Here is a 22,284-nt window from a genome sequence, read left to right as displayed (position 1 = left end):
CACAGTGATCAGCGCGCGTTTGAAGCCATGGGAAACAGTGCTGCAGCGCACTGTGTTTCAGGAATGCGACACATACCCATCTCCTTACTGCAAATGGAAGCGTTTCATCTTCCGATGGAGCGTCGCACGACTGATGCCGAGCATCTGGGCGGCCTGGGATACGTTGCCGCTCGTCCGCGACAGCACGCGACGCAGTGCTGCGCGCTCCGCATCCTCGAGGTCGGACATGCCCTCCCCGCGCCGCTCACCGCGGGTTTCGCGCAGGGCATCGGCAGCGGGCAACCCTTGCGCGATCAGCCCGTCGTCGAGTTTCAGCGCCACCCGCGCGGCCTTTGTCGCGCCGAGGATCAGATCGTCGCCATCGACGGCAATCAGGGCGGAGAACGAATTCGCCTGCGGCACGACGACGATCCGCGCGCCGGCAAAGGCCTGGCGGAAAAGGTTTGCCTCGACACGCGATGCCGCATCGCGAACCGCCTGCGACAGCACGGCAAGCGTCATGTCGGAGACATCGTTGCGGCAAGTGGAGACATCCAGTGCGGCCGCCACACGACCGAGATGGTCGCGGATCGGCGCCGTTGCGCAGGAGAGCCCGATATTGGCACTCATGAAATGCTGGTCGCGATGGATGACGACAGCCCGCTCGTCGGCAAGCGCCGTACCGATACCATTGGTCCCGACGCTCGCTTCGCTCCACATCGTCTGCTGCCAGAGGCCGAGTGCCCGGAATTCCACATCGTCACCAGGTGCCCCGCGACGGTCGACGACGATACCGTCGGCATCGGCGAGTATGATGCAGCAGCCGGATCGTCCGATCATCTGGTAAAGCCGATCGACTTCATCCGCGGAACTGCCGATCAGGCGCTCCATGCGGGCATGGGCTTCCCGAAAGGCGGCCTCGTCGATCTGCACCGGCTTGCGCGCTTCTTCGGGCTGCAGGCGATAAAGGTTGAGGCACCGGCTCCAGGACGCTGCAACGGGTGACGTTACAGCGGCCGAGGCTTTCTGCGCCGTCGAATAGACGAGTTCGGAATGGCGGATTTCCTGTCGCATCGGCTCCTCCCAAAGCACATCTCAAACTATGCGCCTTACGCCGGCAGAGGCAATCGCTCAATCCAGCGGCAAATGACCACGCCCCGATTCGTTCTGAAAACTGGCGCAAATATGCGACAGTCCATGCAGTCGACGCTGACGCGTTTCAAGCGGCGAGATTACCTTGCTCGCCCGCGGACGGCTGCCCTGCATCAGAATTGGCATCGGGCTCGGCGGCCGCTGCCGGCGGATTGACGATGTCCTGAAACGCCGACAATGGCTGAGGCCTGCCGTAGAAATAGCCTTGAACCTGTTCACAGCCCTCGTCCTGAAGGAAACGCAGATGCTCTGCATTCTCGACCCCTTCCGCGAGCACCGGAATATCGAGGCTTTGCGCGAGAATGAGCGTCGAGCGGACGATGGCGGCTGACTGCCGGTTCTCTGCCACGCTGTCGATGAATCCCCGGTCAATCTTGATCTTGTCGAAGGGGAAGAGCTGCAGCGTCGAGAGCGAGGAATAACCGGTGCCATAATCGTCCATGGCAATCTTCACGCCGATCGCCTTGAGCTGCCGGATGATCGAAAGCGCATGCTGCTGGTCGGCGATGATGCCGGACTCGGTGATCTCGAGCTCGAGCCGCGCCGGATCGAGACCGGTTTCGGCGAGGATTTCGCGGACGCGCTGCGGAAGATTGGCATTGGCGAGCTGTTTCGGTGCGACATTGACGGCGATCTTGAGCGGATTGCGCCATTTGACCGCCTCCACGCAGGCCTGACGCAGCACCCAGTCCCCCAGTTCCATGATGAAGCCCGTGCGCTCGGCAATGGGAATGAATTCGACCGGCGAGACCATACCGCGGCGAGGATGCCGCCAGCGCAGGAGAACCTCAAAGCCAATCACCGCGCCGGACTGCGTATTGTTCTGCTTCTGGAAATAGAGCTGGAATTCGCCACGCTGAAGGCCTGTGCGCATGTCCATGGCAAGTGCGCTGCGCTCTCGTGCGGCCAGGTCCATCGACTGGTCGTAGAAACAGATGTTGTTGGAGCCTGCGGCCTTTGCCCGATACATGGCGATGTCGGCTTGCGCCAGAAGGTCATCGACATCTTCTGCGGCGTCGGGGAAAACGGTGACGCCAATGCTGGTCCCGACCGTGAGCGTTACCCCCTGCCATTCGATGGGCGCGTTGAGCTCTGCGATGATACCGCGGGCGAAGTTTTCTGCCTCGGTTGTGGTGAAGATGCGGGCGCTGACGGCAATGAATTCGTCGCCGCCGATACGCGCGACGAACTCGCCCGACCGCAGGTTCCGGGTCATCCGGTCGGCTGCAACCCGCAGCACCGTGTCGCCCGCCGCATGCCCATGCACGTCGTTGATCTCCTTGAACCGGTCGAGGTCGAAGGAGAAAAGGTAGATCCGCTCATGCCGCGCGGTCGGCGTCTGCATGAGATGTCCGAACCGCTCGAGGAAGGCCACCCGGTTTGGCAGCCCCGTCAGCGCATCATGCAGTGAGAGCTGGCGGTACCGTTCGACGGCCGACTTGTTCGACTGGCGGTCGATCACATAGGTCATCGCGCCGATCGCCAGGATCAGCAGGGTGACGAACATGAGGACGACCGTCATCACACTCTCCGGCAGCATGTTCGCGGGCATCGAGGCCACGGCATCCGGGACGACGGTCAGCGCTGTCATCCCAATGAAATGGGTCGACGCAATGGCAAGAACCAGCGCCAGACCGCCGCCATAACGGCAGAAGCGGGTCACCGGACGCGCGACGCGACTGGTTGCCAGCGCACCGAACAGGCCGGCAGCCACCAGAGACGCCGCGACATAGGCGGAGTTCCACTCCAGATATCCCTGCACCTGATAACCGGACATGCCGACATAATGCATCGAGGCAATGCCGGCACCGACGACCGCACCACCCGCTTCGATTAGCGGGCTCCGCTGGGTGGCCGCGGCAATCGAGAGCCCCGTCCCCGTGACCATGATGGCGAGCACGAGCGAAAGCATGGTCGCGGTCGGCTCGTAGCCGGCGAGCACATCCGCCTCATAGCCCATCATGGCCACGAAATGCGTGGTCCAGATCGCCGAACCGCCGATGATGGCGGTGAGCGCCGTCCAACTCGCACGCGTCGCACCCCGCGTGTTGCGCATGCGGCTGAACAGCCGCATCGTCAGGAAAGACCCGAGGACACAAACGAGGACCGCTGCCACGAGGGAGACCGGATCGTGATCGACGGCGATGCAGGAGAGAACCGCGAGCATGAGGAAAAACCAGTTGAATCTGGGGGTAGATCTAACAACTGTCAATTTCCAAATGCTCACCGCGCATGGTTACCAAATCCGCTCACTGGCCCTATCGCGACCAAACTGGATCACAAGTGCGTCATTCATGGCTTTTCCCGCGAGAACCTTGCCATTCCGCATCATCTGGTCTATAGGCGCCCGATCCGCACAGACACCCTTGGAGGCAATGTGGATGGGACCGGCAACGGTCTCCGGTTCTGGCACGGCATAGATCCGCCGCCAGGGCTCTCCAGTAACTTGAAAGGTAAAGCCATGAGCAACGCTTCTTACGAGCTCAAGGCCGTAGCACGCGAACGGGTAGGTAAGGGGTCCTCCCGCGAACTTCGCCGCAACGGTCTCATTCCGGCTGTCATCTATGGTGACAAGCAGGACCCGATTGCGATCTCGCTCAACACGAACGAGGTCACCAAGCGCATCCATGCCGGCGGTTTCATGACCACGGTCGGCGTCATCGACATCGATGGCCAGAAGATCCGCGTTCTGCCGAAGGACTACCAGCTCGACGTCGTTCGCGACTTCACGATGCACGTCGACTTCCTGCGCATTTCGGCAAACAGCCAGGTTTCGGTTCAGGTTCCGGTTCACTTCATCAACGAAGAGAAGTCGGCCATCAAGACCGGCGCCGTTCTCAACATCGTTCGTCACGAAGTTGAACTGCACTGCCCGGCTTCCGACATCCCGGAAGCAATCACGGTTGACCTCGCCGGCCTCAAGGTCGGTGACGCGATCCACATCTCGGCCGTCAAGCTGCCGAAGGGTGTGACGCCTGTGATCGCCGATCGCGATTTTACGATCGCCACGATCGTCGCCCCGGCCGCCGGTGTTGCCGAAGACGAAGAAACGACCGAAGCTTAAGCCTTCGCGACGTTCTGATCTTGAGACCCGTCTCCGCAAGGAGGCGGGTTTTCTCGTTCCGGGACAGGCAGACGCCCCTATTCTCGATTCCGAGTATTTGGCTTTAGGCAGATTTAAACAGTTTCATGACAGCCTGCGCGCTCAATCCTGACGCGAGGACCGTTGAGATCATGTCGGAGAGCCCGAACCCGGCGGAGCAAGAGGCGCAATGACGCGATCGGTCGAGAGGAGATTCCTCGCCATCGTCGGCATTACGATCTTCATACTGGTCGTGCCGCTCTTTGCGCTCTTCCTGTCGCTTGCGACCGAACGCGCCTCCAACGAGCTGCAGCAGAATCTCGACATCCTGCTTGCCGCCAACGCCCAGGCGCTCGCCAAGCCGCTCTGGGATTTCGACCAGGAAAGCGTCGAGCAGATCACCGCCACGATCGTCTCCAACGGACCGGTCAGCCGGGTCAACGTCAAGGACATCTCGGGCGGCATTTCGGTCTCCATGCCAGCGCTACCGAAGTGGCCGAAGAACGGCCTCGAATCGATCACCCGCGAGATCTACTACCGGGCCGTCGAAGGACCGAAACACGTCGGCACCATCACCATCTATTATAGCCGGATCGACATGTTCTCCTCGCTGCGCCAGGCAGAGGTCATGCTGATCGGCATCTTCATGCTCGCCGTCATCGGCGTGGTCGGCTCCGCCATCATCGGCAACCGCCTCATGGTGATGAAGCCGCTCCTGAAGCTGACGGCCGCAATCGAGGCGACCCGCCGGCTCGGCTCCCGTCACCATGTCGACTGGCAGTCGAACGACGAGATCGGCCGCCTGGCCCGCAGCTTCAACGCCATGCAGATCAAGCTCGAGCAGGAAGAAGGCGAACTCCGCCTCGCCCACCGCCGCTCGACGGACATCTACAACACGACGCCCGCCATGCTGTTCTCCCTCGACGAGGAGGACCGGATCACCGGCGTCAGCGAATACTGGCTGCTCGCCACCGGTTACCAGCGCCACCAGGTCGTCGGACGCAAGTTCATCGAACTCGTGCCGAGCGAAGCCCGGATCGCCTATCAGGAAAGCAAGAAGACCTGTGCGATCGCCGACGTGCTGGAAGCAACGACCCAGTTCGTCTGTGCCGACGGCACCATCATGGACATTCTGATTGCCGAAGCGAGCCGCAAGATCGAAGGCGCCAAGGACGACCTCTCCCTCAGCGTCATGACCGATGTCACCGCCCTCAAGCAGTCCGAGGAGCGCAACCACCGCCAGGCGATCACCGACCATCTGACCGGCCTGCGCAACCGCCAGGGCTTCGAGACGGCTCTCGACAGCGAGATCGCCGCGACCGATACGGCTGGGGAGGAACTCGCCTGCATCTTCGTCGATCTCGATCGCTTCAAATGGATCAACGACAATCTCGGCCACCAGGCCGGTGATATCGTGCTCTGCCGCTTCGTCGAGCGCATGAACGAACGGCTGCCAAAAGGCGCGATTGCCGCCCGTCTCGGTGGTGACGAATTCGCCGTGCTCGTGCGTGGCCAGGCGATCGAGCCCGTGGCGACCGAGATCAGCCGGGCGCTCTGCGACATCTTCGTCGATCCCATGACCATCGAGGGCTCGACGGTGCGCCTCAGCGCCAGCATCGGCATCGCCCTTTATCCCCGCCATGCCGCCAATGCCGCCGAACTGCTGCAGAAATCCGACATGGCGATGTACAGCAAGAAGCGCGACGGCAAGAACGGCGCCCTGCTCTACAATTCGGAAATCCAGGACCACACCCGCCGCCGTGCCGAGATCGAACACGACATCGAGGAAGGCCTCGCCGAAGACTGGTTCGACGCATACTTCCAGCCGATAGTCGAAGTCGCGAGCGGACGCACCGTCGGCTACGAGGCCCTGATGCGTCTGGTCCATCCCGAGCGCGGCGTCATCCCGCCCGCCGAACTCATCTGCGTGGCAGAAGAGACAGGCGCGATCAGCCGTCTCGGCGGCCAGGTGCTGGAAAAGGCGCTCTCGAACCTCGCCCGCCTGAGTGCCGCAACGGGCAATCACGACGCCTATCTCGCGGTCAACTTCTCGCCTCTGCAGTTCGATCCATCGCTTCCGGTTCGGCTCGCCGCCTTGACCGCCCATTTCGGCATCGCCCCGCACCGGATCGTCATCGAGATCACCGAAGCGACGCTGCTGCACGACAATCCGCAAATCCGCACGATCCTCGACGACTTCAACCGCTTCGGCTATCGCCTGGCACTCGATGATTTCGGTACGGGCTACTCGTCGCTCAGCTACCTGAACCGCTTCCCCGTCGATATCGTCAAGATCGACCAGTCCTTCATCCGCTCCTTGACCGAGGACGAAGAGGAACTGCGCCACAAGAGCCGCATGCTCGTCGAAGGTATCACGGCGATCTCGCACAAGATGGAATGCGCCGTCGTCGCGGAAGGCATCGAGACCGACGAACAGCGGCAGATCCTGGAAGAATTCGGCGTCGACTACGGCCAGGGCTATCTCTTCGCCCGGCCACAGCCGCTGTCGGCACTGATCGAACAAGCAAACGCCACACCGGCCCGCCTGCAGAAGGCATCTGCCGGCTGACATCAACTGAAAGAGGGAACCGCAATGAAAGTCTTGAGCCTTATACTTTCACTTGCGGCGGCCCCGGTCGCCGCCGCAGACGTCGTACATTTCACCACCGAGGACTACCCGCCCTATAATTACCGTGTCGGCGGCGAGATTCGCGGCGCAGGTTACGATCAAGTCCTGCTGATGATGAAGGAGATCAATGTCCCCTACACCATCGAGATGATGCCCTGGGCGCGCGCGATCGCGCTGGCCGAGAGCGAGCCCCTGCACTGCGTCTTCACCACGGCGCATATTCCGGAACGCGACAAGCTGTTCAAATGGGTGGAGCCCATCGCCGTTGGCCGCAACTTCATGGTCTCCCACAAGAACTCCGAGATCAAGGTCGGCACGATCGAGGAAGCCAAGGCCTATATCGTCGGTACTCAGCGCAATGACTACACGCAGACGCTGCTGGAAAACGAGGGCTTTCCGAAGATCGATCTCGCAACCGACCTGAAGCTGACCTTGAAGAAGCTGGTGACCAAGCGCATCGACCTCATGCCGATCTCCGAACAGCATTACATCGAGCTGCAGGAAAAAGGCGAGGAGCTGGAGGCTCAGTTCGTCTTCTCCGAGCAGAAATTCGCCATCGCCTGCAATGCGGATTTCCCGCAAAAACTCCTCGCCCGTATGCAAGGCGCGCTCGACAAGCTGATCGCCGACGGCACCCAGGCCGAGATCTTCGACACCTATAATCTGCGCTACACGAATTTCGGCCTGGTCGCGGCCAAACCCTGAAGGTACCGACATCAGTCTTGACTTTCGGCCCGTTTCCCTGTGGGGAAAGGCAAAGAACTTCAAGACGGATCTCGGGCAATGATCATCCTGGCCGGCCTCGGCAATCCCGGTGCGCAGTATCAGAAGAACCGGCACAATATCGGCTTCATGGCGGTCGACGCGATCCAGCGTCGGCACGGCTTTTCGCCATGGGCGAAGAAATTCAAGGCCGAAATCGCGGAAGGCACGCTTGGCGGCGAAAAGGTCATGCTGATCAAGCCGCAGACCTTCATGAACCTGTCCGGCGAAAGCGTCGGCGAAGCCATGCGCTTCTACAAGCTCGGCCCCGAAGACATCGTCGCCATCTATGACGAACTCGACCTCATGCCCGGCAAGGCGCGCATCAAGACCGGCGGCGGTCATGGCGGCCATAACGGCATCAAGTCGCTCGACGCCCATTGCGGCCTGAACTACCGGCGCCTGCGCCTCGGCATCGGCCATCCCGGTGACAAGGCGAAAGTCCACAACCACGTGCTCGGTGACTTCGCCAAGGTGGATGCCGAATGGCTGGATCCGCTGATCGAGGCGCTCGCCGACAATGCCGAGATGCTGGTGCGCGGCGAGGACTCGCAGCTGATGAACAAGCTGGCGCTCGCAACCGGCGGCAAGGCCGAAGACGAGAAGCCCGCCAAGGCCCCAAAGGCCCCGAAACCGGCCCAGTCCCACATCCACCAGGCCCGCAACTTCAACCAGCCGAAAAAGCTTCCCGAGAGCGGCCCCATGGCCGAGATGCTGAAGAAGATGTTCGGCCCCAAGGGCGACTGACCACACCATCACGGGCACGCCCTGCCCCGCCCTTGACCGACACACGCGCAGAATGACCGGAAGACTTCCATGAGCCACGACATCACCACCGACCTCGTCACCCTGCGCGACTACTGGCGTTATGCCATCTCCCGCTTCAACGCCGCAGAACTCAGCTACGGCCACGGCACCCACACCGCCGTCGACGACGCAGCCTTCCTGGTGCTCGACAGCCTCGACCTGCCGATCGACACGCTGGACCCCTTCCTCGACGCAAAGCTCCTGCCTGCGGAACGCCGCCTGCTCGCCGAGCGCATCGAAACGCGTGTTACGACCCGCAAGCCCTCTGCCTATCTGACCGGCCGCTCCTACATCCAGGGCCTGCGCTTCTTCGTCGACGAGCGCGTGATCGTGCCGCGCTCACATATCGGCGAAATCCTCTTCAACGAATATGGCGGCGAGTTCGGCTCGACCTTCCTGCCCGATGCCTTCGACGTCGAAAGCGTGGTCGACATCTGCACCGGCTCCGGCTGCCTGGCCATCCTCGCCACGCGCTTCTTCCCGCTCGCTGCAGTCGACGCCGTCGATCTCTCCGCCGATGCGCTTGAGGTCGCCGAGAAGAACCGCCAGGCCTATGGCCTCGAAGACCAGCTGACGCTGCACCAGGGCGATCTCTTCACGCCGCTATCAGGCCGCAAGTTCGATCTCATCATCACCAATCCGCCTTATGTCGACCACGAAGCGATGGACGCCTTCCCGGCCGAATACCGCGCCGAACCCGCCATGGCCCATGACGGTGGCGAAGACGGTCTCGATCTCGTGCGCACGCTGCTCACTGAGGCCCCCAAGCACCTGAATCCTGGCGGTGGCATGCTCTGCGAAATCGGCCGTGGCCGCGACATCCTCGAAGCCGAATTCCCCGACCTCGACTTCCTTTGGGTCGAGACGACGGAAGAGGAAGACGCGGTGTTCTGGATCAGCGCGGAAGCCTTGGGTGTGAAGGCGAAGAAGGGCAAGTGAAGCTAAGTCCTCACCACTCGAAGGTCTCGATGCGATACCAGAAGAGATCGACCAGGGCCACCAGGCTCTGGTCGATGAAGTACGCCGTGACCTTTGAGGCGTCAGGAACAAACAGCAGCATCCAGAACCCGCTGAAGACCGTCCACCCGACAGCGATCCGGAAGTTGTGCAGGCTGTCGAGCCGATAGTACCCCTCGTCATCATACTCGATGCTAAACAGCCAATCCTTCCAGTCACAACCGCTACTGAGGATCAGATCGGGCACTGGACGGTTGGTAAGGCGATCCGGCAGGATGTTGAAGACGGCGCGCACGACATGGCCGAGCGCGCCGAGCAGGGCGAGCACAGCCAGCGCTAGGGCGTAGTGCCAGGTGGCGGCTTCGGGAAGCATCTGCGGATCTGAAACCATCCACAAAGACTAGCGCGCAGGCGTAATGAATTGGTTTCCGCCTAGGGGGCCTCAGCCCGCCACCGGCCTCGCAAGCAACCCTTCAACAAGCGCCCGAAACGCCTCCTGCGCCCGCGGCAACACGCTCTCGGGCTCCGAGCTGGCCGCAATCCACATTGCGGCATTGAGCGCCGCACCGCTGATCAGCCGCGCCGCCGCTTCCGGATCGACCGGCTTCAGGATCCCGTCCGACATCAGGTCCTCAACCGCCTCGCGGGTCACCTGTAGACAGGAGTTCTGGCTCGGCCATCCCGACGGATCGCCAAGCACCGCTGGACCGTCGAGCAGCACGATACGCTGCACCTCCGGATCGAGCGCCATCTCGATATAGGTCGCCCCCTCGGCCAGGAGCGCATCCCACCCCTCGCCTGCCGCAACACCGCGCGCCTTGGCTCTCCCGGCCATCTCCGTATCGATCTGGTCGACGACGGCGGCAAACAGCCCGCGCTTGTCGCCAAAATTGTGATAGAGCGCGCCCCGCGTCAGACCCGCTTCGGCCGTCAGCGCATCCATGGAGGCATCCGCAAATCCCTTATCCGCGAAGGCCTTGCGCGCCGCCGCGATCAGCTTGCCGCGATTATCCGCCATGCTTTCAGACCGTGTGCGCTTCAAGCCATTCTCCTGATTTCATATACATTGCGTATATGAATTTGACATACGATCCGTATGCGAGTAGATCTACATACGCAACGTATATGAAATCTTCAGCCTGCATCAAGCGGCATTTCGCCGACCCAGCCCTGGGCGGAACGATGCCGCATGCCCGAAAGGATACCCATGACCAAGCCCGAACCCGTCTTCCCCGCAAACCGCCACGCCCTTTACGAAGAGCACGGCTATTCCGCCGCGATCCGCACCAGTGACCTCCTCTTCGTCTCCGGCCAGGTCGGAAGCCGCGATGACGGCACGCCCGAGCCCGACTTCGAGGCCCAGGTCCGCCGCGCCTTCGCCAATCTCGAAGCAACACTGGCCGCCGCCGGCTGCACCCTCGCCGACCTCGTCGACGTCACGACCTTCCACACCGACCCGGAAAACCAGTTCGCGACCATCATGAAGGTGAAGGCGGAAGTCTTCCCCGCCCCGCCCTATCCGAACTGGACGGCAATCGGCGTCAACTGGCTCGCCGGCTTTGATTTCGAGATCAAGGTGATCGCCAGAATACCCGCCCACGCATAAGCAAGAGCAGCGCCTATTGGAGAGGTCGCAACATCCCTTGCGTCCTCACTCCTCCGGTTCCGCCGTGAACAACAGCGGCATGCCCGCCTCCTTGGCGAGGTCCATCGCCTCCGTCACCTTCGTCTCGGCGATCTCCCGCGTGCAGACAACAACCACCGCCGAGCCGAATTTGTGCGCCGTCATCATCACGCGATAGCCCGTCTCCTCGCTCATCCGGAAGACGACCTTCAAGACGATCGTCACGAAGTCGCGCGGCGTATAGTCGTCATTGTGAAGAAGCACCTTGTAGAGCCGGGGTTTCTCCACCTTGGGCTTGGTCACCGTCTTCGGCGTCAGCACCGTATCCTTCGCCATCATTCCTCCGGCAACTTCGGGCCCTCTCTGGGCCGCAACACTTGACCATGTCCCTCCTATACCCCATAGGCGTGGGCAACGAAAATCCATCCCGAGCAGGTATTCAGAGCCATGGGCTTCAAATGCGGTATCGTCGGGCTTCCGAATGTCGGCAAGTCCACACTTTTCAACGCGCTGACCAAGACGGCGGCAGCCCAGGCAGCCAATTATCCCTTCTGCACGATCGAGCCGAACACCGGTGAAGTGGCCGTTCCCGATCCGCGCATGAAGAAGCTGGCCGACATCGCCGGCTCCAAGGAAATCATCCCGACGCGCATCTCCTTCGTCGACATCGCCGGCCTCGTGCGCGGCGCCTCGAAGGGCGAAGGTCTCGGCAACAAGTTCCTCGCCAACATCCGCGAAGTCGATGCCGTGGTCCACGTGCTGCGCTGCTTCGAAGACGACGACATCACCCATGTCGAAGGCAAGATCGACCCGGTGGGCGACGCCGACACGATCGAGACCGAACTGATGCTCGCCGACCTCGAAAGCCTGGAACGCCGCGTCGAGCAGACCCGCAAGCGCGCCGCCTCCAAGGACAAGGAATCGACCGCCCAGCTGCCGATCATGGAGCAGGTCGTCAAGCTTCTTAACGAGGGCAAGCCAGCCCGACTTCTCCTGAAGACGCTGGCCGCCGACGAGATCGAGATCCTTAAAGGTCTGAACCTTCTGACCTCGCATCCGGTCCTCTATGTCTGCAACGTCGCCGAAGGTGACGCCGCAACCGGCAACAATCACACCGAAGCCGTCGCCAAGATGGCAACGGAACAGGGTGCCGAATGCGTCATCATCTCGGCTGCGATCGAAGCCGAAGTCGCCCAGCTGCCGGAAGAGGAATCGGTCGAATTCCTCTCCGCACTCGGCCTCGACGAAGCCGGCCTCGACCGCCTGATCCGCGCCGGTTACCACCTGCTGGATCTCATCACCTATTTTACCGTCGGCCCGAAGGAATGCCGTGCCTGGACGATCGTCCGCGGCACCAAGGCACCGGCCGCCGCCGGCGTCATCCACACGGATTTCGAACGCGGCTTCATCCGCGCCTTCACCATCGCCTATGACGACTACATCGCCTTCAAGGGCGAAGTCGGCGCCAAGGAAGCCGGCAAGGGCCGCGATGAAGGCAAGGAATATGTCGTCCAGGACGGCGATGTCATCCACTTCCGCTTCAACACGTAAGCGTGACGATCAGAACGACGAAAGGCCGCGATCCCCTCGCGGCCTTTTTGCATTTCAGGGAGGTGGAAAGCCTCAGGCCCGCTTCACCGGGCAGGTCGAAAGCCCCATGATCGAATAGAGCGGGCAGCTCGACATCAGTCCGGTCAGGAGCGGCACGATCCCGATCAGGGTGAAATAACGCCACGACGCATCCGGATAGAGGAAGAAGAGCGACAGCAGCACGAGGCCTGCAACGATCCTGAGGATGCGGTCGAGACCGCCGACATTCTTGGCAAACATGGTATTTTCCCTCCGTTTGTTTGACGATGGGATAAGACTAGCGCGCCCTTGGTGCCGCGTCGGTGACTTAGTCACGGGCTTTGCGAAATATTAACCCTCCGCAGCCCGCGCCATGCGGGCAAGCTCGGCGCGCGCGATGATGCGGATCTGCCCGCGCTCATTGGCGACCACCCCCTTCGAGACGAGCGCCTCAAGCCGCCGCGACACCACCTCGCGTGCCGTGCCGATGATGACGGCAAGGTCGTGATGCGTGAGGGCGACATGCCCCTCCTCATCCGCCCGCTCGAGAAGCGCATGCGCCAGCCGCTGCTCCACCTTCACGAAGGCCACCTGTTCCAGCACGAACATCAGGTCGCCCAGCCGGTCGGCAAAGGCTCGGAAGACGAAATTGCGGAAGGCCGTCGAACTCGCCATGAGCCGCTCGAAGACGGCAGGCGGCACCATGACCGCCACCAGATCGCTTTCGGCCACCGCCTCGCCGGAATAGGGCGCGCCGCCCAGCACCCCGAGCGTCGTCTGCACACAGGTCTCGCCGGGCGTCACGGAATAGAGCAGCAATTCCCGTCCATTTCGCCCCGTCAGGTAAACGCCGATCCGGCCGGACAGCAGAATGACGAAGCTCTGGGCTGCATCGCCAGGGCGAAACAGCGTGGTCCGGTGAGGCACATGCACCGGCGTCAGCGCCTGAAGCGCCTGCCGCGCATCCGCATCGATACCGGCCAGAAAGCCGGCCTGATCTGCCCAAGCCACCATGGACCACCTCGCGATTCCCGCTTATGACCATAGCGACTGGCAGGGCATTGGAGAACAGACCGCATGCAGGAAGACAGGCTTCACTACGAGGACTTCACGCAGGGCCGAAGTTTCGCGCTCGGACCGCGCCTGGTGACATCAGAGGAAATCATCGAATTCGCCACCGAGTTCGATCCGCAACCCATGCATCTCTCCGAAGAAGCCGGCAAGGCGAGCATCCTCGGCGGCCTCTCCGCCTCCGGCTGGCACACCTCCAGCCTCTTCATGCGCCTGATGATCGATGCCTACGTGCTCAAAGCCGCCTCCGAAGGCGCGCCCGGCATCGAGTTCATGCAGTGGCGCAAACCGGTACTTGCCGGCGACACGCTCTCGGGCAAGTCAGTCGTCGAGGAGGTCCGCGTCATGCGCTCCCGCCCTCATCTCGGCATCGTCACCTTCGGCCATGAATTGCTGAACCAGCGTGGCGAAACCGTCATGAAGGCCCGCAATGCCGTCATGGTCCGCCGCCGCGAGACGTCGCAGGTGCCAGCATGAGAATGCTCGATCTCTATCGCGCCGGCACCCGGCTCGACCTCGGCTCTGTCACCTTCACCGCAGACGACATCATCCGCTTTGCCGAAAAATTCGACCCGCAGCCCTTCCATGTCGATGCGCAAGCCGCAAAGGATTACGTCTTCGGCGCGCTCTGTGCGTCGGGCTGGCACACCTGCGCCAACTGGATGAAAAGCTTTATCGGCTTCATCACCCGCGAGACGGAGCGCCTGAAAGCCGAGGGCATCGCACCGCCGAAGCTCGGCCCCTCCCCGGGTTTTGCCGAACTGCAATGGCTAAAGCCCGTCTATGCCGGCGACACCATCACCTTCTTCATGACGCCGCTCGAAAGCCGCAGCGTTCAGGGAAGGCACCGCTATATTCTCAATTCCGCCCTCTCCGAAGGCGTCAACCAGCACGGGGAAACCGTGCTGCGGTTCAAGAGCAATCTGATCGAATTCTTGCCCGACGAGGAGCAAGCATCATGAGCGTGCACGACTTCACCATGACAGCCATCGACGGCACCGAGCGCAGCCTCAACGACTACGCTGGCAAGGTCCTGCTGATCGTCAACACGGCAAGCGCCTGCGGCCTCACCCCGCAATACGAAGGTCTGGAGGCGCTGTACAAGGCGAACCCCGATCTCGTCGTGCTCGGCTTCCCCTGCAATCAATTCGGCTCTCAGGAACCCGGCACGGAAAAGGAAATCGCCCTCTTCTGCGAGACCCAGTTCGCCGTCACCTTCCCGCTCTTTGCCAAGATCGAGGTGAACGGCGCAGGCACCCACCCGCTCTACGCCTGGCTGAAGGCTGAGACACCGGGCGCCGAACAGGGCCAGGAGATCGGCTGGAATTTCGCGAAATTCCTCATCGACCGCAACGGCCAGCCGATTGCGCGTTATTCCCCGCGGACGGCGCCGTCGGAACTTGGCGCCGACATTGCCAAAGCACTCGCTCCCTGATCCGCCATGGTCGGCTTCCGCTTCCATCCGACATCTCTCAGCGGCCTGGAAGTGGTCTCGGCGACAAGCGCGCATGTCTTTTCAAAACACACCCATGACACCTACGGCATTGGCTTTCTCTCCGCCGGCGGTCAGATCTCGGCGTCCGGCCGGGGTCAGGTGGAGGCGCAAGCCGGCCAGCTGATCACGGTCAATCCGGGCGAAGTGCATGACGGCGCCCCGATTGGCCGGACGCCGCGCAGCTGGCACATGCTTTACCTGACGCCGGCTCTCCTCACCGACAGCGTATCCGATCTGGTCTCCTCGATCTCGGACCTGGAATTCGAATGTCCGGTCTTCGCTGACGCAAATATTCGCAATCATCTCACGACACTGCATCGCCGGTTTGAGCATCGAACGGAAGACCTGGCCGCGGATGCCCTGCAGGAAGTGCTCGTCCTCGTTCTTGGAAAGGCGTTGCTTCGCCGCCGGGAGGCCGGCCCTACCCTGCCCTCCAGCCTTGCCCGTGTTCGACAACGCCTGGACGAGGATCCGACAGGCCTTGCCGATCTCTCGGACCTTGCCCGCGAAGCCGGTCTCAGCCGCTTTCAGCTGATCCGCGCCTTCCTGCGCCACACCGGCCTTACGCCCCATGCCTACCGCATGCAGAGCCGCGCCAACCTCAGCCGACGATTGCTGATGGATGGTCTACCTCCCGCTGAAGTCGCAGCGGCCTGCGGTTACGTTGATCGAAGCCATATGCACCGCGAATTCCGTCGCCGCTTCGGTCTGACGCCCGGCGCCTATAGAAGCGCCCGCCTAGCCTGCAATCCTGTACAAGACGAGAGCGACTGACACCGGCATGCTCGCTCCAGCAACGCAGGAGACCAGCATGAGCCTCGATTTCCTATTGACCACCCTGATCATTGTCGCAACCCCCGGCACGGGCGCGCTTTACACGCTGGCGGCTGCCCTCGGTGGCGGACGCCGCAACGCCCTCATTGCCGCCTTCGGCTGCACCCTCGGCATCGTCCCGCATATGCTCGCAGCGGCGCTCGGGCTCGCCGCCCTCGTCGCTGCAGAGCCGCGTCTCTTTGAGGCGATCCGCTATGCCGGCATCGCCTATCTGATCTGGATGGCGATCGGTCTCTGGAAAAGCGGCCTCGTCCAGGAGCAGCCGGCCGAACCGAACCGCGAGGCCTGGCGGATCATCCGCAAGGCGGTGCTGATCAACCTGCTCAATCCAAAACTTTCGCTTTTCTTCCTGGCCTTCCTGCCGCAATTCGTCGATCAGGCCGATCCCGCACCCCTGACGACCATGGCGGCCTTGAGCCTCGTCTTCATGGCTGTAACCTTTGTGGTCTTCGCGATCTACGGCCTTGCCGCAGCTGCCATGCGCCATGGCCTCGTCGAGCGCCCGCAGCGGATGCGGATCGTCAACCGGCTGCTCTCAGGTGGCTTCTTGCTGATGGCGGGGAAATTGGCGCTGGCGGAGCGCTGAGGCGCCCATGAGGGGCCGGCCGGGCGGCAGCGCCCGGTCAGAGCGAAAGGCTCAATGCCCCTCGAACTCCACAAGCGTGCGAACCTCGACGCCGAGTGCTTCGAGCTTCTTGCGACCGCCAAGCTCTGGCAGGTCGATCACGAAGCAGGCTGAAACGACATCCGCCCCGATCTGGCGAAGCAGCTGCACGGCACCGACGGCCGTGCCCCCCGTCGCGATCAGATCATCCACCAGGATCACCTTCTCGCCCGGCTTCACCGCGTCCATATGGATCTCCATCTCGTCCACGCCATATTCCAGGCTGTAGGCGATGCGGACCGTCTCATGCGGCAGCTTGCCCTTCTTGCGGATCGGAACGAAACCGGCCGACAGCTGATGGGCCACGGCACCGCCCAGAATGAATCCACGCGCTTCCATGCCGGCGATCTTGTCGACCTTCAGCCCCACATAGGGCTGCACCAGTTCATCGACTGCCCGGCGAAAGGCCCGCGCGTCACCCAGCAGCGTGGTGATGTCGCGAAAGATGATGCCGGGCTTCGGGTAATCGGGGATGGAACGGATGGCAGCGGCGAGTTCGTGGGCGATCTTTGTCATGGGGCATCCGGATTGTGTCGGGAAGGAATTGCATGGGACTGTACCAAGATTGGTATGGCCCCCCAATAAAAAAGGCGGTCCGCAGACCGCCTTTTCCGTGAAACGTGATCCCTTGAGATCAGTGTTCCTTGTTCGCGTAGACCGACTTCTTCGTCAGGTAGATCAGCGCGGTGAAGATCGCGAGGAAGATCATGACCATGAAGCCCATCCGCTTGCGGTCTTCGAGATGCGGCTCAGCGGCCCACATCAGGAAGGCGGAGACGTCGAGCGAATACTGCTCCATCGTTTCCGGCGCACCGTCGTCATAGGTCACCTGACCATCCGAGATCGGCTGTGCCATGGCCAGCGACTGGCCGGCGATGAAGTAGGGGTTGTAGTAGGTCCCTTCGGCGACTTCGACGCCTTCCGGCGGATCCTGGTAGCCGGTCAGGAGCGCATGGATATAGTCCGGGCCGCCCTGCTGGTACTGGGTGAAGATGTCGAAGACGAAGGTCGGGAAGCCGCGGGTGACGCCGCGTGCCTTGGCGATCAGCGAGAAGTCCGGCGGAGCTGCACCGTTGTTCGATGCGGCGGCCGCTTCCTTGTTCGGGAATGGCGACGGGAAGCGGTCGGAGGCAACGGCTGCACGGGTGAACATCTCACCATCGGCGTTCGGGCCGTCTTCGACTTCGTAATTCGCCGCAAAGGCCTTCACCTGCGCTTCGGAGTAACCGAGGTCTTCCAGCGTGCGGAAGGCAACGAGCTCCATCGAATGACAGGCAGCACAGACTTCCGAGTAGACCTTCAGGCCGCGCTGCAGCTGGCCCTTGTCGTATTTGCCGAACGGGCCGGCAAAGGACCAGTCCATCTGCTCGGGCTTCAGGATCGGATAGTGACCGGTCTGCGCGGCATGATGCGTCAGTTCGGCCAGATCGCCACCTTCCGCTGCCAGCGCCTGGCCGGAGAACCCGGCCATGGCGGCGATCAGCGCGATGCTCGTGACAAGCTTTTTCATTGTTATCTTCCTCTCACGTGCTCAGGCTTGGGCAGCAGCGGACTTGCCGCTTTTTTCGAGAACCGCCTCGGTGATCGAATTCGGGATCCGCCTTGGCGTCTCGAACAGTCCGAGCAACGGCATGATCACGAGGAAGAAGCCGAAGTAGTAGGCAGTACCGGCCTGCGACAGGACGACATAGATGCCTTCCGCCGGCATGGCACCGAGCCAGCCCAAGAGGATGGAATTGGCGACAAAGACCCAGAAGAACAGCTTGTACCAGGGACGGTACACAGCCGAGCGAACCTTCGACGTATCCAGCCAGGGCAGGAAGAAGAGGACAATGATCGCACCGAACATCACCAGAACGCCACCGAGCTTGGAGTCGATCGGACCAACGTTGAAAGTGATCGCACGCAGCATGGCGTAGAACGGCAGGAAGTACCATTCCGGAACGATATGTGCAGGCGTCTTCAGCGAGTCTGCCGGAATATAGTTGTCCGGGTGACCGAGGTAGTTCGGCAGGTAGAAGACGAAGTAGGCGAAGATCAGAAGGAATACGGAGAGACCCAGTGCATCCTTCAGCGTCGCATAAGGCGTGAAGGGAACGGTATCCGTCTTCGACTTCACCTCGACGCCGGTCGGGTTGGTCTGACCGGTGACATGCAGCGCCCAGACGTGCAGGATGACCACACCGGCGATCATGAACGGCAGCAGGTAGTGCAGCGCGAAGAAGCGGTTCAGCGTCGGATTGTCGACCGCAAAACCGCCAAGCAGGAACTGCTGGATGGTCTCACCCACGAATGGGAATGCGGTGAAGAAGCCGGTGATAACCGTCGCACCCCAGAAGGACATCTGCCCCCAGGGAAGAACATAGCCCATGAAGGCGGTTGCCATCATCAGCAGGAAGATCACCACGCCAAGGATCCAGAGGATTTCGCGCGGCGCCTTGTACGAGCCGTAATAGAGGCCGCGGGCGATATGGAGATAGACGGCGATGAAGAAGAAGGATGCGCCGTTGGCATGCATGTAGCGCAGCAGCCAGCCGTTATTGACGTCGCGCATGATCTTTTCGACCGAAGTGAAGGCGACGGTTGTTTCAGCGGCATAGTGCATGGCAAGCACGACGCCGGTCAGGATCTGCACGATCAGCATGACCGACAGCATGCCACCGAAGGTGTAGGCATAGTTCAGGTTGCGGGGAACCGGATAGGAAACGAAACTGTCATGTATCAGACGCGGCAGCGGCAGGCGCGCATCGACCCACTTCTCGACGCCGGTGGACGGCTGGTAACTCGAATGACCACTCATTGTGTCTTATCCCCTCAGCCGATCGTGATGACAGTGTCGGTTGTGAATGCAAAGGTCGGCACCGGCAGATTGGTCGGTGCGGGACCCTTGCGGATACGGCCCGCCGTATCGTAGTGCGAGCCGTGGCAGGGACAGAACCATCCGCCGAAATCGCCGGCCTGGCCGAGCGGCACGCAGCCCAGATGGGTGCAGGAACCGATCATGACGATCCAGTTTTCCTTGCCCTCACCGGCAGAACGCGCGAGGTCCGTCGCGTCAGCTGCGGCATCCACATTGGCGTTGCGCGCCACCGGATCCTTGAGCTCAGCCAGTGCAACAGCCTTGGCCTCTTCGACTTCCTGTTCCGTGCGATTGCGGATGAACACCGGCTTGCCGCGCCACTTGACGGTCAGCGACATGCCCGGCTCGAGCGCCGACACGTCCACTTCGATCGAAGCGAGCGCGAGCGTCGATGCATCCGGGCGCATCTGGTCGATGAACGGCCAGGCGAACGAAGCCGCGCCGACCGCGCCGGCCATGCCGGTCACCATGTAGAGAAAGTCGCGGCGCGTAGGCTCGCCCGCATGTTCTGTCGTTGTCTCGTGTTCGCTCACGGTCACTTTTTCCTCTCGCAATCCTGCGACACACCGCAATTTGCCCCCGCAGCGGGAATCACAATTTGGCCACCGGGCAGCCACAGATTCCCCGCCAGATTGGCGCGTTCTAAGCCCGATAATCTATTCTGTCCAGTCTTCCGCAGACAAGGAGCCACGATGTCGCGGATTTCAGGGACACCATCCCCAATTGCTTGATTTAACGCAAGTGTGAGCGGCAGTTTATCAAGCAATGCAGAGAGTTGCAGCCTTGTTACCGACAGTCCCAGCGCGCTAGGCCGTCAGCATGTCCGCACCCGTATCGAGGAAACCGCCGGATTGCCGGGCCCAGAGCTCCGAATAGAGACCACCGAGCGCCACGAGCTCCTGATGGGTCCCCTGCTCGATGATCCGGCCCTTGTCCATGACCACGAGCCGGTCGAGTGCCGCAATGGTCGACAGGCGGTGCGCAATGGCGAGCACGGTCTTGCCTTGCATCAGCCGGTCGAGATTGGACTGGATCGCTGCCTCCACTTCCGAGTCGAGCGCAGACGTCGCCTCGTCGAGCACCAGGATCGGCGCATCCTTCAGCATGACGCGTGCGATCGCAATCCGCTGCCGCTGGCCGCCGGAAAGCTTGACGCCCCGTTCGCCGACATGGGCGTCGAAGCCCTTGCGCCCGCGCTGGTCCTCCAGCCGCTGGATGAATTCGAGCGCTTCCGCCCGCTCCGCCGCCTTGATCAGCTGCTCGTCGCTCGCATCCTCGCGACCGAAGAGAATGTTGTCGCGGATCGAGCGATGCAGAAGCGCCGTGTCCTGGGTGACCATGCCGATCTGCGTGCGCAGGCTCTCCTGCGTCACGGTCGCAATATCCTGCCCGTCGATCAGGATGCGCCCGCCCTCAAGATCGTAGAAACGCAGCAGCAGATTGACGAGTGTCGACTTGCCCGCGCCTGAGCGCCCGACGATGCCGACCTTTTCGCCGGGCTCGATGGTCAGCGTCAGGTGGTCAATCGCGCCGGTCTTGCGACCATAGTGGAAGCTCACATCCTCGAAACGGATCTCCGGCGATTTCACCTGGAGCTTTGCCGCATCTGGCTTGTCGGTGAGTCCAATCGGCTTGGCCACCAGTTCCGCCGAATTCTGGATCGTGCCGATATTGCGCATGATGCCGTTCAGCTGGGTCATCATGCGGCCGAGCAGCATGTTGAGGCGTAAGACCAGGCCGAGCGTGAAGGCGACCCCGCCGGCCGTGACGGCTCCGGCAAACCACAGATCGACGGACAGGAGTGCCACCATCAGGATCATGAAGCCAGAAAGGATGGCAAGTGACGCTCGCACGCCCGTCAGCAGCCGCGCGAAGGGACGCAGCGTATTCTGGAAGCGATCGAATCCGGCGCGGATGTAATGGTCGTTCTGCCGCTCGCGGGCAAAGAGCTTCAGGGTCTGGATGTTCGAATAGCTGTCGACCAGCCGGCCATTCAGCATCGACGACGCCTCTGCCGTTTCTCGGGCATGGTAGCGGATCTTCGGCACGAAATAGCGAGCGAGCACCAGGAAGATCGCCACCCAGGCGCCGATGATCGCCGCCAGCCGCCAGTCGAGCTGTGCGACCAGTGCCATGGTCGAGATGGTGTAGATCACCATGAACCACACGACCTGCAGCAAGGACGTCAGCAAATCCCCGGTCGATTGCCCCGCCGACCAGACCTTGGTGACGATGCGGCCGGCAAAATCGTTCTGGAAGAAGGAGAGTGACTGGCGCGCCACATGCGCATGGGCCTGCCAGCGCACGAGATTGAAGAAGTTGAGGACGATGACCTGTTCCTCGACGAGCGCGCCCACCGTCACCACCACAAAACGCCCAATGAGGATGATCAGCGCCATGACGAGCAACTCGCCGCCATGGGCCGCGAGCAGCCCATCCCAGCCGGCATCCTTCGGCACGGTATCGAGAAGATCGACCAGCCGTCCGACGAACCAGAACAGCCCGGCTTCCAGCATGGCGACCGCCCCGCCGAAAACCGCCATCAGAAAGAAGGCGAATTTCGCCTGGCTGACATAGAACCACACGAAGGCCCAAGTCTTCTCCGGTGGACGCAGATTGTCCGATCGGGCGAAGGGATCGAGCCAGTTTTCGAAGAAGCGGGCGACAGATTGGAACATGACGAGCGATATAGGCCGTTTGCCGAGAAGGGCAAAGCTTTTGCGCATTCCACCCGCATTACAAATTCGTCAGGTCTGGGGACGCTGGCGCCGGGCCGTCTCGGGCCACGGCGCAGAGCCC

At 61.9% G+C, this 22,284-nt stretch carries 24 protein-coding genes; 12 read left to right on the top strand and 12 right to left on the bottom strand.

The window, feature by feature from the left end:
* Positions 1–84: 84 nt before the first annotated feature.
* Together E9677_RS10030 and E9677_RS10025 are read right to left on the bottom strand one after the other, a co-directional pair.
* Entirely contained in the window at positions 85–1,053 is a 969-nt protein-coding gene (locus E9677_RS10030) for a helix-turn-helix domain-containing protein (RefSeq protein WP_136557943.1), read from the bottom strand.
* A gap of 145 nt (positions 1,054–1,198) precedes the next feature.
* Positions 1,199–3,298, bottom strand: a complete 2,100-nt coding sequence (locus E9677_RS10025) for a putative bifunctional diguanylate cyclase/phosphodiesterase (protein ID WP_136557942.1) — start codon at positions 3,296–3,298, stop codon at positions 1,199–1,201.
* 294 nt (positions 3,299–3,592) lie between these two features.
* Here E9677_RS10025 and E9677_RS10020 point away from each other — a divergent pair, with 294 nt between their 5' ends.
* From E9677_RS10020 to prmB, 5 genes are all read left to right on the top strand, one after another.
* On the top strand, positions 3,593–4,195 hold the full coding sequence (locus tag E9677_RS10020; protein WP_136557941.1) for a 50S ribosomal protein L25/general stress protein Ctc: 603 nt from the start codon (positions 3,593–3,595) through the stop codon (positions 4,193–4,195).
* Positions 4,196–4,403: 208 nt separating this feature from the next.
* Positions 4,404–6,782, top strand: coding sequence for a putative bifunctional diguanylate cyclase/phosphodiesterase (locus E9677_RS10015; RefSeq protein WP_136557940.1), 2,379 nt, complete (start codon positions 4,404–4,406; stop codon positions 6,780–6,782).
* A gap of 24 nt (positions 6,783–6,806) precedes the next feature.
* Positions 6,807–7,547: a substrate-binding periplasmic protein gene (locus tag E9677_RS10010; protein WP_136557939.1), complete on the top strand. Its 741-nt coding sequence runs from the start codon at positions 6,807–6,809 to the stop codon at positions 7,545–7,547.
* 78 nt (positions 7,548–7,625) lie between these two features.
* Complete coding sequence (gene pth / locus E9677_RS10005) at positions 7,626–8,351, top strand: aminoacyl-tRNA hydrolase (protein WP_136557938.1); 726 nt, start codon at positions 7,626–7,628, stop codon at positions 8,349–8,351.
* Between the two features lie 69 nt (positions 8,352–8,420).
* Entirely contained in the window at positions 8,421–9,350 is a 930-nt protein-coding gene (gene prmB, locus E9677_RS10000) for a 50S ribosomal protein L3 N(5)-glutamine methyltransferase (protein ID WP_136557937.1), read from the top strand.
* A gap of 10 nt (positions 9,351–9,360) precedes the next feature.
* Here prmB and E9677_RS09995 read toward each other — a convergent pair whose 3' ends face one another.
* Together E9677_RS09995 and E9677_RS09990 are read right to left on the bottom strand one after the other, a co-directional pair.
* Positions 9,361–9,759 (bottom strand): hypothetical protein, encoded by a 399-nt coding sequence (locus E9677_RS09995; protein ID WP_136557936.1) that lies wholly within the window; start codon positions 9,757–9,759, stop codon positions 9,361–9,363.
* A gap of 51 nt (positions 9,760–9,810) precedes the next feature.
* Positions 9,811–10,410, bottom strand: a complete 600-nt coding sequence (locus E9677_RS09990) for a TetR/AcrR family transcriptional regulator (protein ID WP_136557935.1) — start codon at positions 10,408–10,410, stop codon at positions 9,811–9,813.
* A 165-nt stretch (positions 10,411–10,575) separates the two neighbouring features.
* On the opposite strand from E9677_RS09990, the gene E9677_RS09985 reads away from it, so the two are divergent.
* A complete protein-coding gene (locus E9677_RS09985; protein WP_136557934.1) occupies positions 10,576–10,974 on the top strand; it encodes a RidA family protein in 399 nt (132 codons plus the stop codon).
* A 45-nt stretch (positions 10,975–11,019) separates the two neighbouring features.
* On the opposite strand, the gene clpS is transcribed toward E9677_RS09985, so the two are convergent.
* A complete protein-coding gene (gene clpS / locus E9677_RS09980; protein ID WP_136557933.1) occupies positions 11,020–11,328 on the bottom strand; it encodes an ATP-dependent Clp protease adapter ClpS in 309 nt (102 codons plus the stop codon).
* Positions 11,329–11,439: 111 nt separating this feature from the next.
* Here clpS and ychF point away from each other — a divergent pair, with 111 nt between their 5' ends.
* Positions 11,440–12,543, top strand: a complete 1,104-nt coding sequence (gene ychF / locus E9677_RS09975) for a redox-regulated ATPase YchF (protein ID WP_136557932.1) — start codon at positions 11,440–11,442, stop codon at positions 12,541–12,543.
* A 72-nt stretch (positions 12,544–12,615) separates the two neighbouring features.
* Here the strand turns inward: ychF and E9677_RS09970 are convergent, their stop codons facing one another.
* Together E9677_RS09970 and E9677_RS09965 are read right to left on the bottom strand one after the other, a co-directional pair.
* Positions 12,616–12,822 carry a YgaP family membrane protein gene (locus tag E9677_RS09970; protein ID WP_136557931.1) on the bottom strand — a complete coding sequence of 69 codons (207 nt, stop codon included), beginning with the start codon at positions 12,820–12,822 and terminating at the stop codon, positions 12,616–12,618.
* A 90-nt stretch (positions 12,823–12,912) separates the two neighbouring features.
* Complete coding sequence (locus tag E9677_RS09965) at positions 12,913–13,575, bottom strand: Crp/Fnr family transcriptional regulator (RefSeq protein WP_136557930.1); 663 nt, start codon at positions 13,573–13,575, stop codon at positions 12,913–12,915.
* Between the two features lie 63 nt (positions 13,576–13,638).
* Here E9677_RS09965 and E9677_RS09960 point away from each other — a divergent pair, with 63 nt between their 5' ends.
* From E9677_RS09960 to E9677_RS09940, 5 genes are read left to right on the top strand one after another with little or no spacing between them, the layout of a single operon-like run.
* Positions 13,639–14,109, top strand: a complete 471-nt coding sequence (locus E9677_RS09960) for a MaoC family dehydratase (RefSeq protein ID WP_136557929.1) — start codon at positions 13,639–13,641, stop codon at positions 14,107–14,109.
* On the top strand, positions 14,106–14,594 hold the full coding sequence (locus tag E9677_RS09955) for a MaoC/PaaZ C-terminal domain-containing protein (RefSeq protein ID WP_136557928.1): 489 nt from the start codon (positions 14,106–14,108) through the stop codon (positions 14,592–14,594). The genes E9677_RS09960 and E9677_RS09955 overlap by 4 nt, the downstream gene beginning before the upstream one ends.
* Positions 14,591–15,067, top strand: coding sequence for a glutathione peroxidase (locus E9677_RS09950; protein ID WP_136557927.1), 477 nt, complete (start codon positions 14,591–14,593; stop codon positions 15,065–15,067). Before E9677_RS09955 ends, E9677_RS09950 begins: the two co-directional genes overlap by 4 nt.
* Before the next feature lie 6 nt (positions 15,068–15,073).
* Entirely contained in the window at positions 15,074–15,901 is an 828-nt protein-coding gene (locus tag E9677_RS09945) for an AraC family transcriptional regulator (RefSeq protein WP_136557926.1), read from the top strand.
* Between the two features lie 37 nt (positions 15,902–15,938).
* On the top strand, positions 15,939–16,547 hold the full coding sequence (locus tag E9677_RS09940; protein ID WP_136557925.1) for a LysE family translocator: 609 nt from the start codon (positions 15,939–15,941) through the stop codon (positions 16,545–16,547).
* A 51-nt stretch (positions 16,548–16,598) separates the two neighbouring features.
* On the opposite strand, the gene E9677_RS09935 is transcribed toward E9677_RS09940, so the two are convergent.
* The 5 genes from E9677_RS09935 to E9677_RS09915 all read right to left on the bottom strand — a co-directional run bounded on the left by E9677_RS09935 (position 16,599) and on the right by E9677_RS09915 (position 22,163).
* Positions 16,599–17,141: an adenine phosphoribosyltransferase gene (locus tag E9677_RS09935; protein WP_006725613.1), complete on the bottom strand. Its 543-nt coding sequence runs from the start codon at positions 17,139–17,141 to the stop codon at positions 16,599–16,601.
* A 118-nt stretch (positions 17,142–17,259) separates the two neighbouring features.
* Positions 17,260–18,135 carry a cytochrome c1 gene (locus E9677_RS09930; protein ID WP_136557924.1) on the bottom strand — a complete coding sequence of 292 codons (876 nt, stop codon included), beginning with the start codon at positions 18,133–18,135 and terminating at the stop codon, positions 17,260–17,262.
* A gap of 21 nt (positions 18,136–18,156) precedes the next feature.
* Positions 18,157–19,425 (bottom strand): cytochrome b, encoded by a 1,269-nt coding sequence (locus E9677_RS09925; protein WP_136557923.1) that lies wholly within the window; start codon positions 19,423–19,425, stop codon positions 18,157–18,159.
* A gap of 14 nt (positions 19,426–19,439) precedes the next feature.
* A complete protein-coding gene (gene petA / locus E9677_RS09920) occupies positions 19,440–20,018 on the bottom strand; it encodes a ubiquinol-cytochrome c reductase iron-sulfur subunit (protein ID WP_136557922.1) in 579 nt (192 codons plus the stop codon).
* A 273-nt stretch (positions 20,019–20,291) separates the two neighbouring features.
* The gene (locus E9677_RS09915) at positions 20,292–22,163 is read right to left on the bottom strand and encodes an ABC transporter ATP-binding protein (protein WP_136558141.1); all 1,872 of its coding nucleotides are present in this window, start codon (positions 22,161–22,163) and stop codon (positions 20,292–20,294) included.
* Between the last annotated feature and the right edge of the window lie 121 nt (positions 22,164–22,284).

It is taken from the genome of Peteryoungia rhizophila, from assembly GCF_004912145.1.
Lineage (GTDB): Bacteria > Pseudomonadota > Alphaproteobacteria > Rhizobiales > Rhizobiaceae > Allorhizobium > Allorhizobium rhizophilum.
The sequence above is the reverse complement of the archived record's forward strand: the minus strand, read 5'-3'. Positions and strand labels throughout refer to the sequence as shown.

What these genes read in the sequence shown, in the direction of transcription:
- E9677_RS10030 (WP_136557943.1), bottom strand. Translation starts at nt 1,053, where the DNA reads ATGCGACAGGAAATCCGCCATTCCGAACTCGTCTATTCGACGGCGCAG.
- E9677_RS10025 (WP_136557942.1), bottom strand. Translation starts at nt 3,298, where the DNA reads ATGCTCGCGGTTCTCTCCTGCATCGCCGTCGATCACGATCCGGTCTCC.
- E9677_RS10020 (WP_136557941.1), top strand. Translation starts at nt 3,593, where the DNA reads ATGAGCAACGCTTCTTACGAGCTCAAGGCCGTAGCACGCGAACGGGTA.
- E9677_RS10015 (WP_136557940.1), top strand. Translation starts at nt 4,404, where the DNA reads ATGACGCGATCGGTCGAGAGGAGATTCCTCGCCATCGTCGGCATTACG.
- E9677_RS10010 (WP_136557939.1), top strand. Translation starts at nt 6,807, where the DNA reads ATGAAAGTCTTGAGCCTTATACTTTCACTTGCGGCGGCCCCGGTCGCC.
- pth (WP_136557938.1), top strand. Translation starts at nt 7,626, where the DNA reads ATGATCATCCTGGCCGGCCTCGGCAATCCCGGTGCGCAGTATCAGAAG.
- prmB (WP_136557937.1), top strand. Translation starts at nt 8,421, where the DNA reads ATGAGCCACGACATCACCACCGACCTCGTCACCCTGCGCGACTACTGG.
- E9677_RS09995 (WP_136557936.1), bottom strand. Translation starts at nt 9,759, where the DNA reads ATGGTTTCAGATCCGCAGATGCTTCCCGAAGCCGCCACCTGGCACTAC.
- E9677_RS09985 (WP_136557934.1), top strand. Translation starts at nt 10,576, where the DNA reads ATGACCAAGCCCGAACCCGTCTTCCCCGCAAACCGCCACGCCCTTTAC.
- clpS (WP_136557933.1), bottom strand. Translation starts at nt 11,328, where the DNA reads ATGGCGAAGGATACGGTGCTGACGCCGAAGACGGTGACCAAGCCCAAG.
- ychF (WP_136557932.1), top strand. Translation starts at nt 11,440, where the DNA reads ATGGGCTTCAAATGCGGTATCGTCGGGCTTCCGAATGTCGGCAAGTCC.
- E9677_RS09970 (WP_136557931.1), bottom strand. Translation starts at nt 12,822, where the DNA reads ATGTTTGCCAAGAATGTCGGCGGTCTCGACCGCATCCTCAGGATCGTT.
- E9677_RS09965 (WP_136557930.1), bottom strand. Translation starts at nt 13,575, where the DNA reads ATGGTGGCTTGGGCAGATCAGGCCGGCTTTCTGGCCGGTATCGATGCG.
- E9677_RS09960 (WP_136557929.1), top strand. Translation starts at nt 13,639, where the DNA reads ATGCAGGAAGACAGGCTTCACTACGAGGACTTCACGCAGGGCCGAAGT.
- E9677_RS09955 (WP_136557928.1), top strand. Translation starts at nt 14,106, where the DNA reads ATGAGAATGCTCGATCTCTATCGCGCCGGCACCCGGCTCGACCTCGGC.
- E9677_RS09950 (WP_136557927.1), top strand. Translation starts at nt 14,591, where the DNA reads ATGAGCGTGCACGACTTCACCATGACAGCCATCGACGGCACCGAGCGC.
- E9677_RS09945 (WP_136557926.1), top strand. Translation starts at nt 15,074, where the DNA reads ATGGTCGGCTTCCGCTTCCATCCGACATCTCTCAGCGGCCTGGAAGTG.
- E9677_RS09940 (WP_136557925.1), top strand. Translation starts at nt 15,939, where the DNA reads ATGAGCCTCGATTTCCTATTGACCACCCTGATCATTGTCGCAACCCCC.
- E9677_RS09935 (WP_006725613.1), bottom strand. Translation starts at nt 17,141, where the DNA reads ATGACAAAGATCGCCCACGAACTCGCCGCTGCCATCCGTTCCATCCCC.
- E9677_RS09930 (WP_136557924.1), bottom strand. Translation starts at nt 18,135, where the DNA reads ATGAAAAAGCTTGTCACGAGCATCGCGCTGATCGCCGCCATGGCCGGG.
- E9677_RS09925 (WP_136557923.1), bottom strand. Translation starts at nt 19,425, where the DNA reads ATGAGTGGTCATTCGAGTTACCAGCCGTCCACCGGCGTCGAGAAGTGG.
- E9677_RS09915 (WP_136558141.1), bottom strand. Translation starts at nt 22,163, where the DNA reads ATGTTCCAATCTGTCGCCCGCTTCTTCGAAAACTGGCTCGATCCCTTC.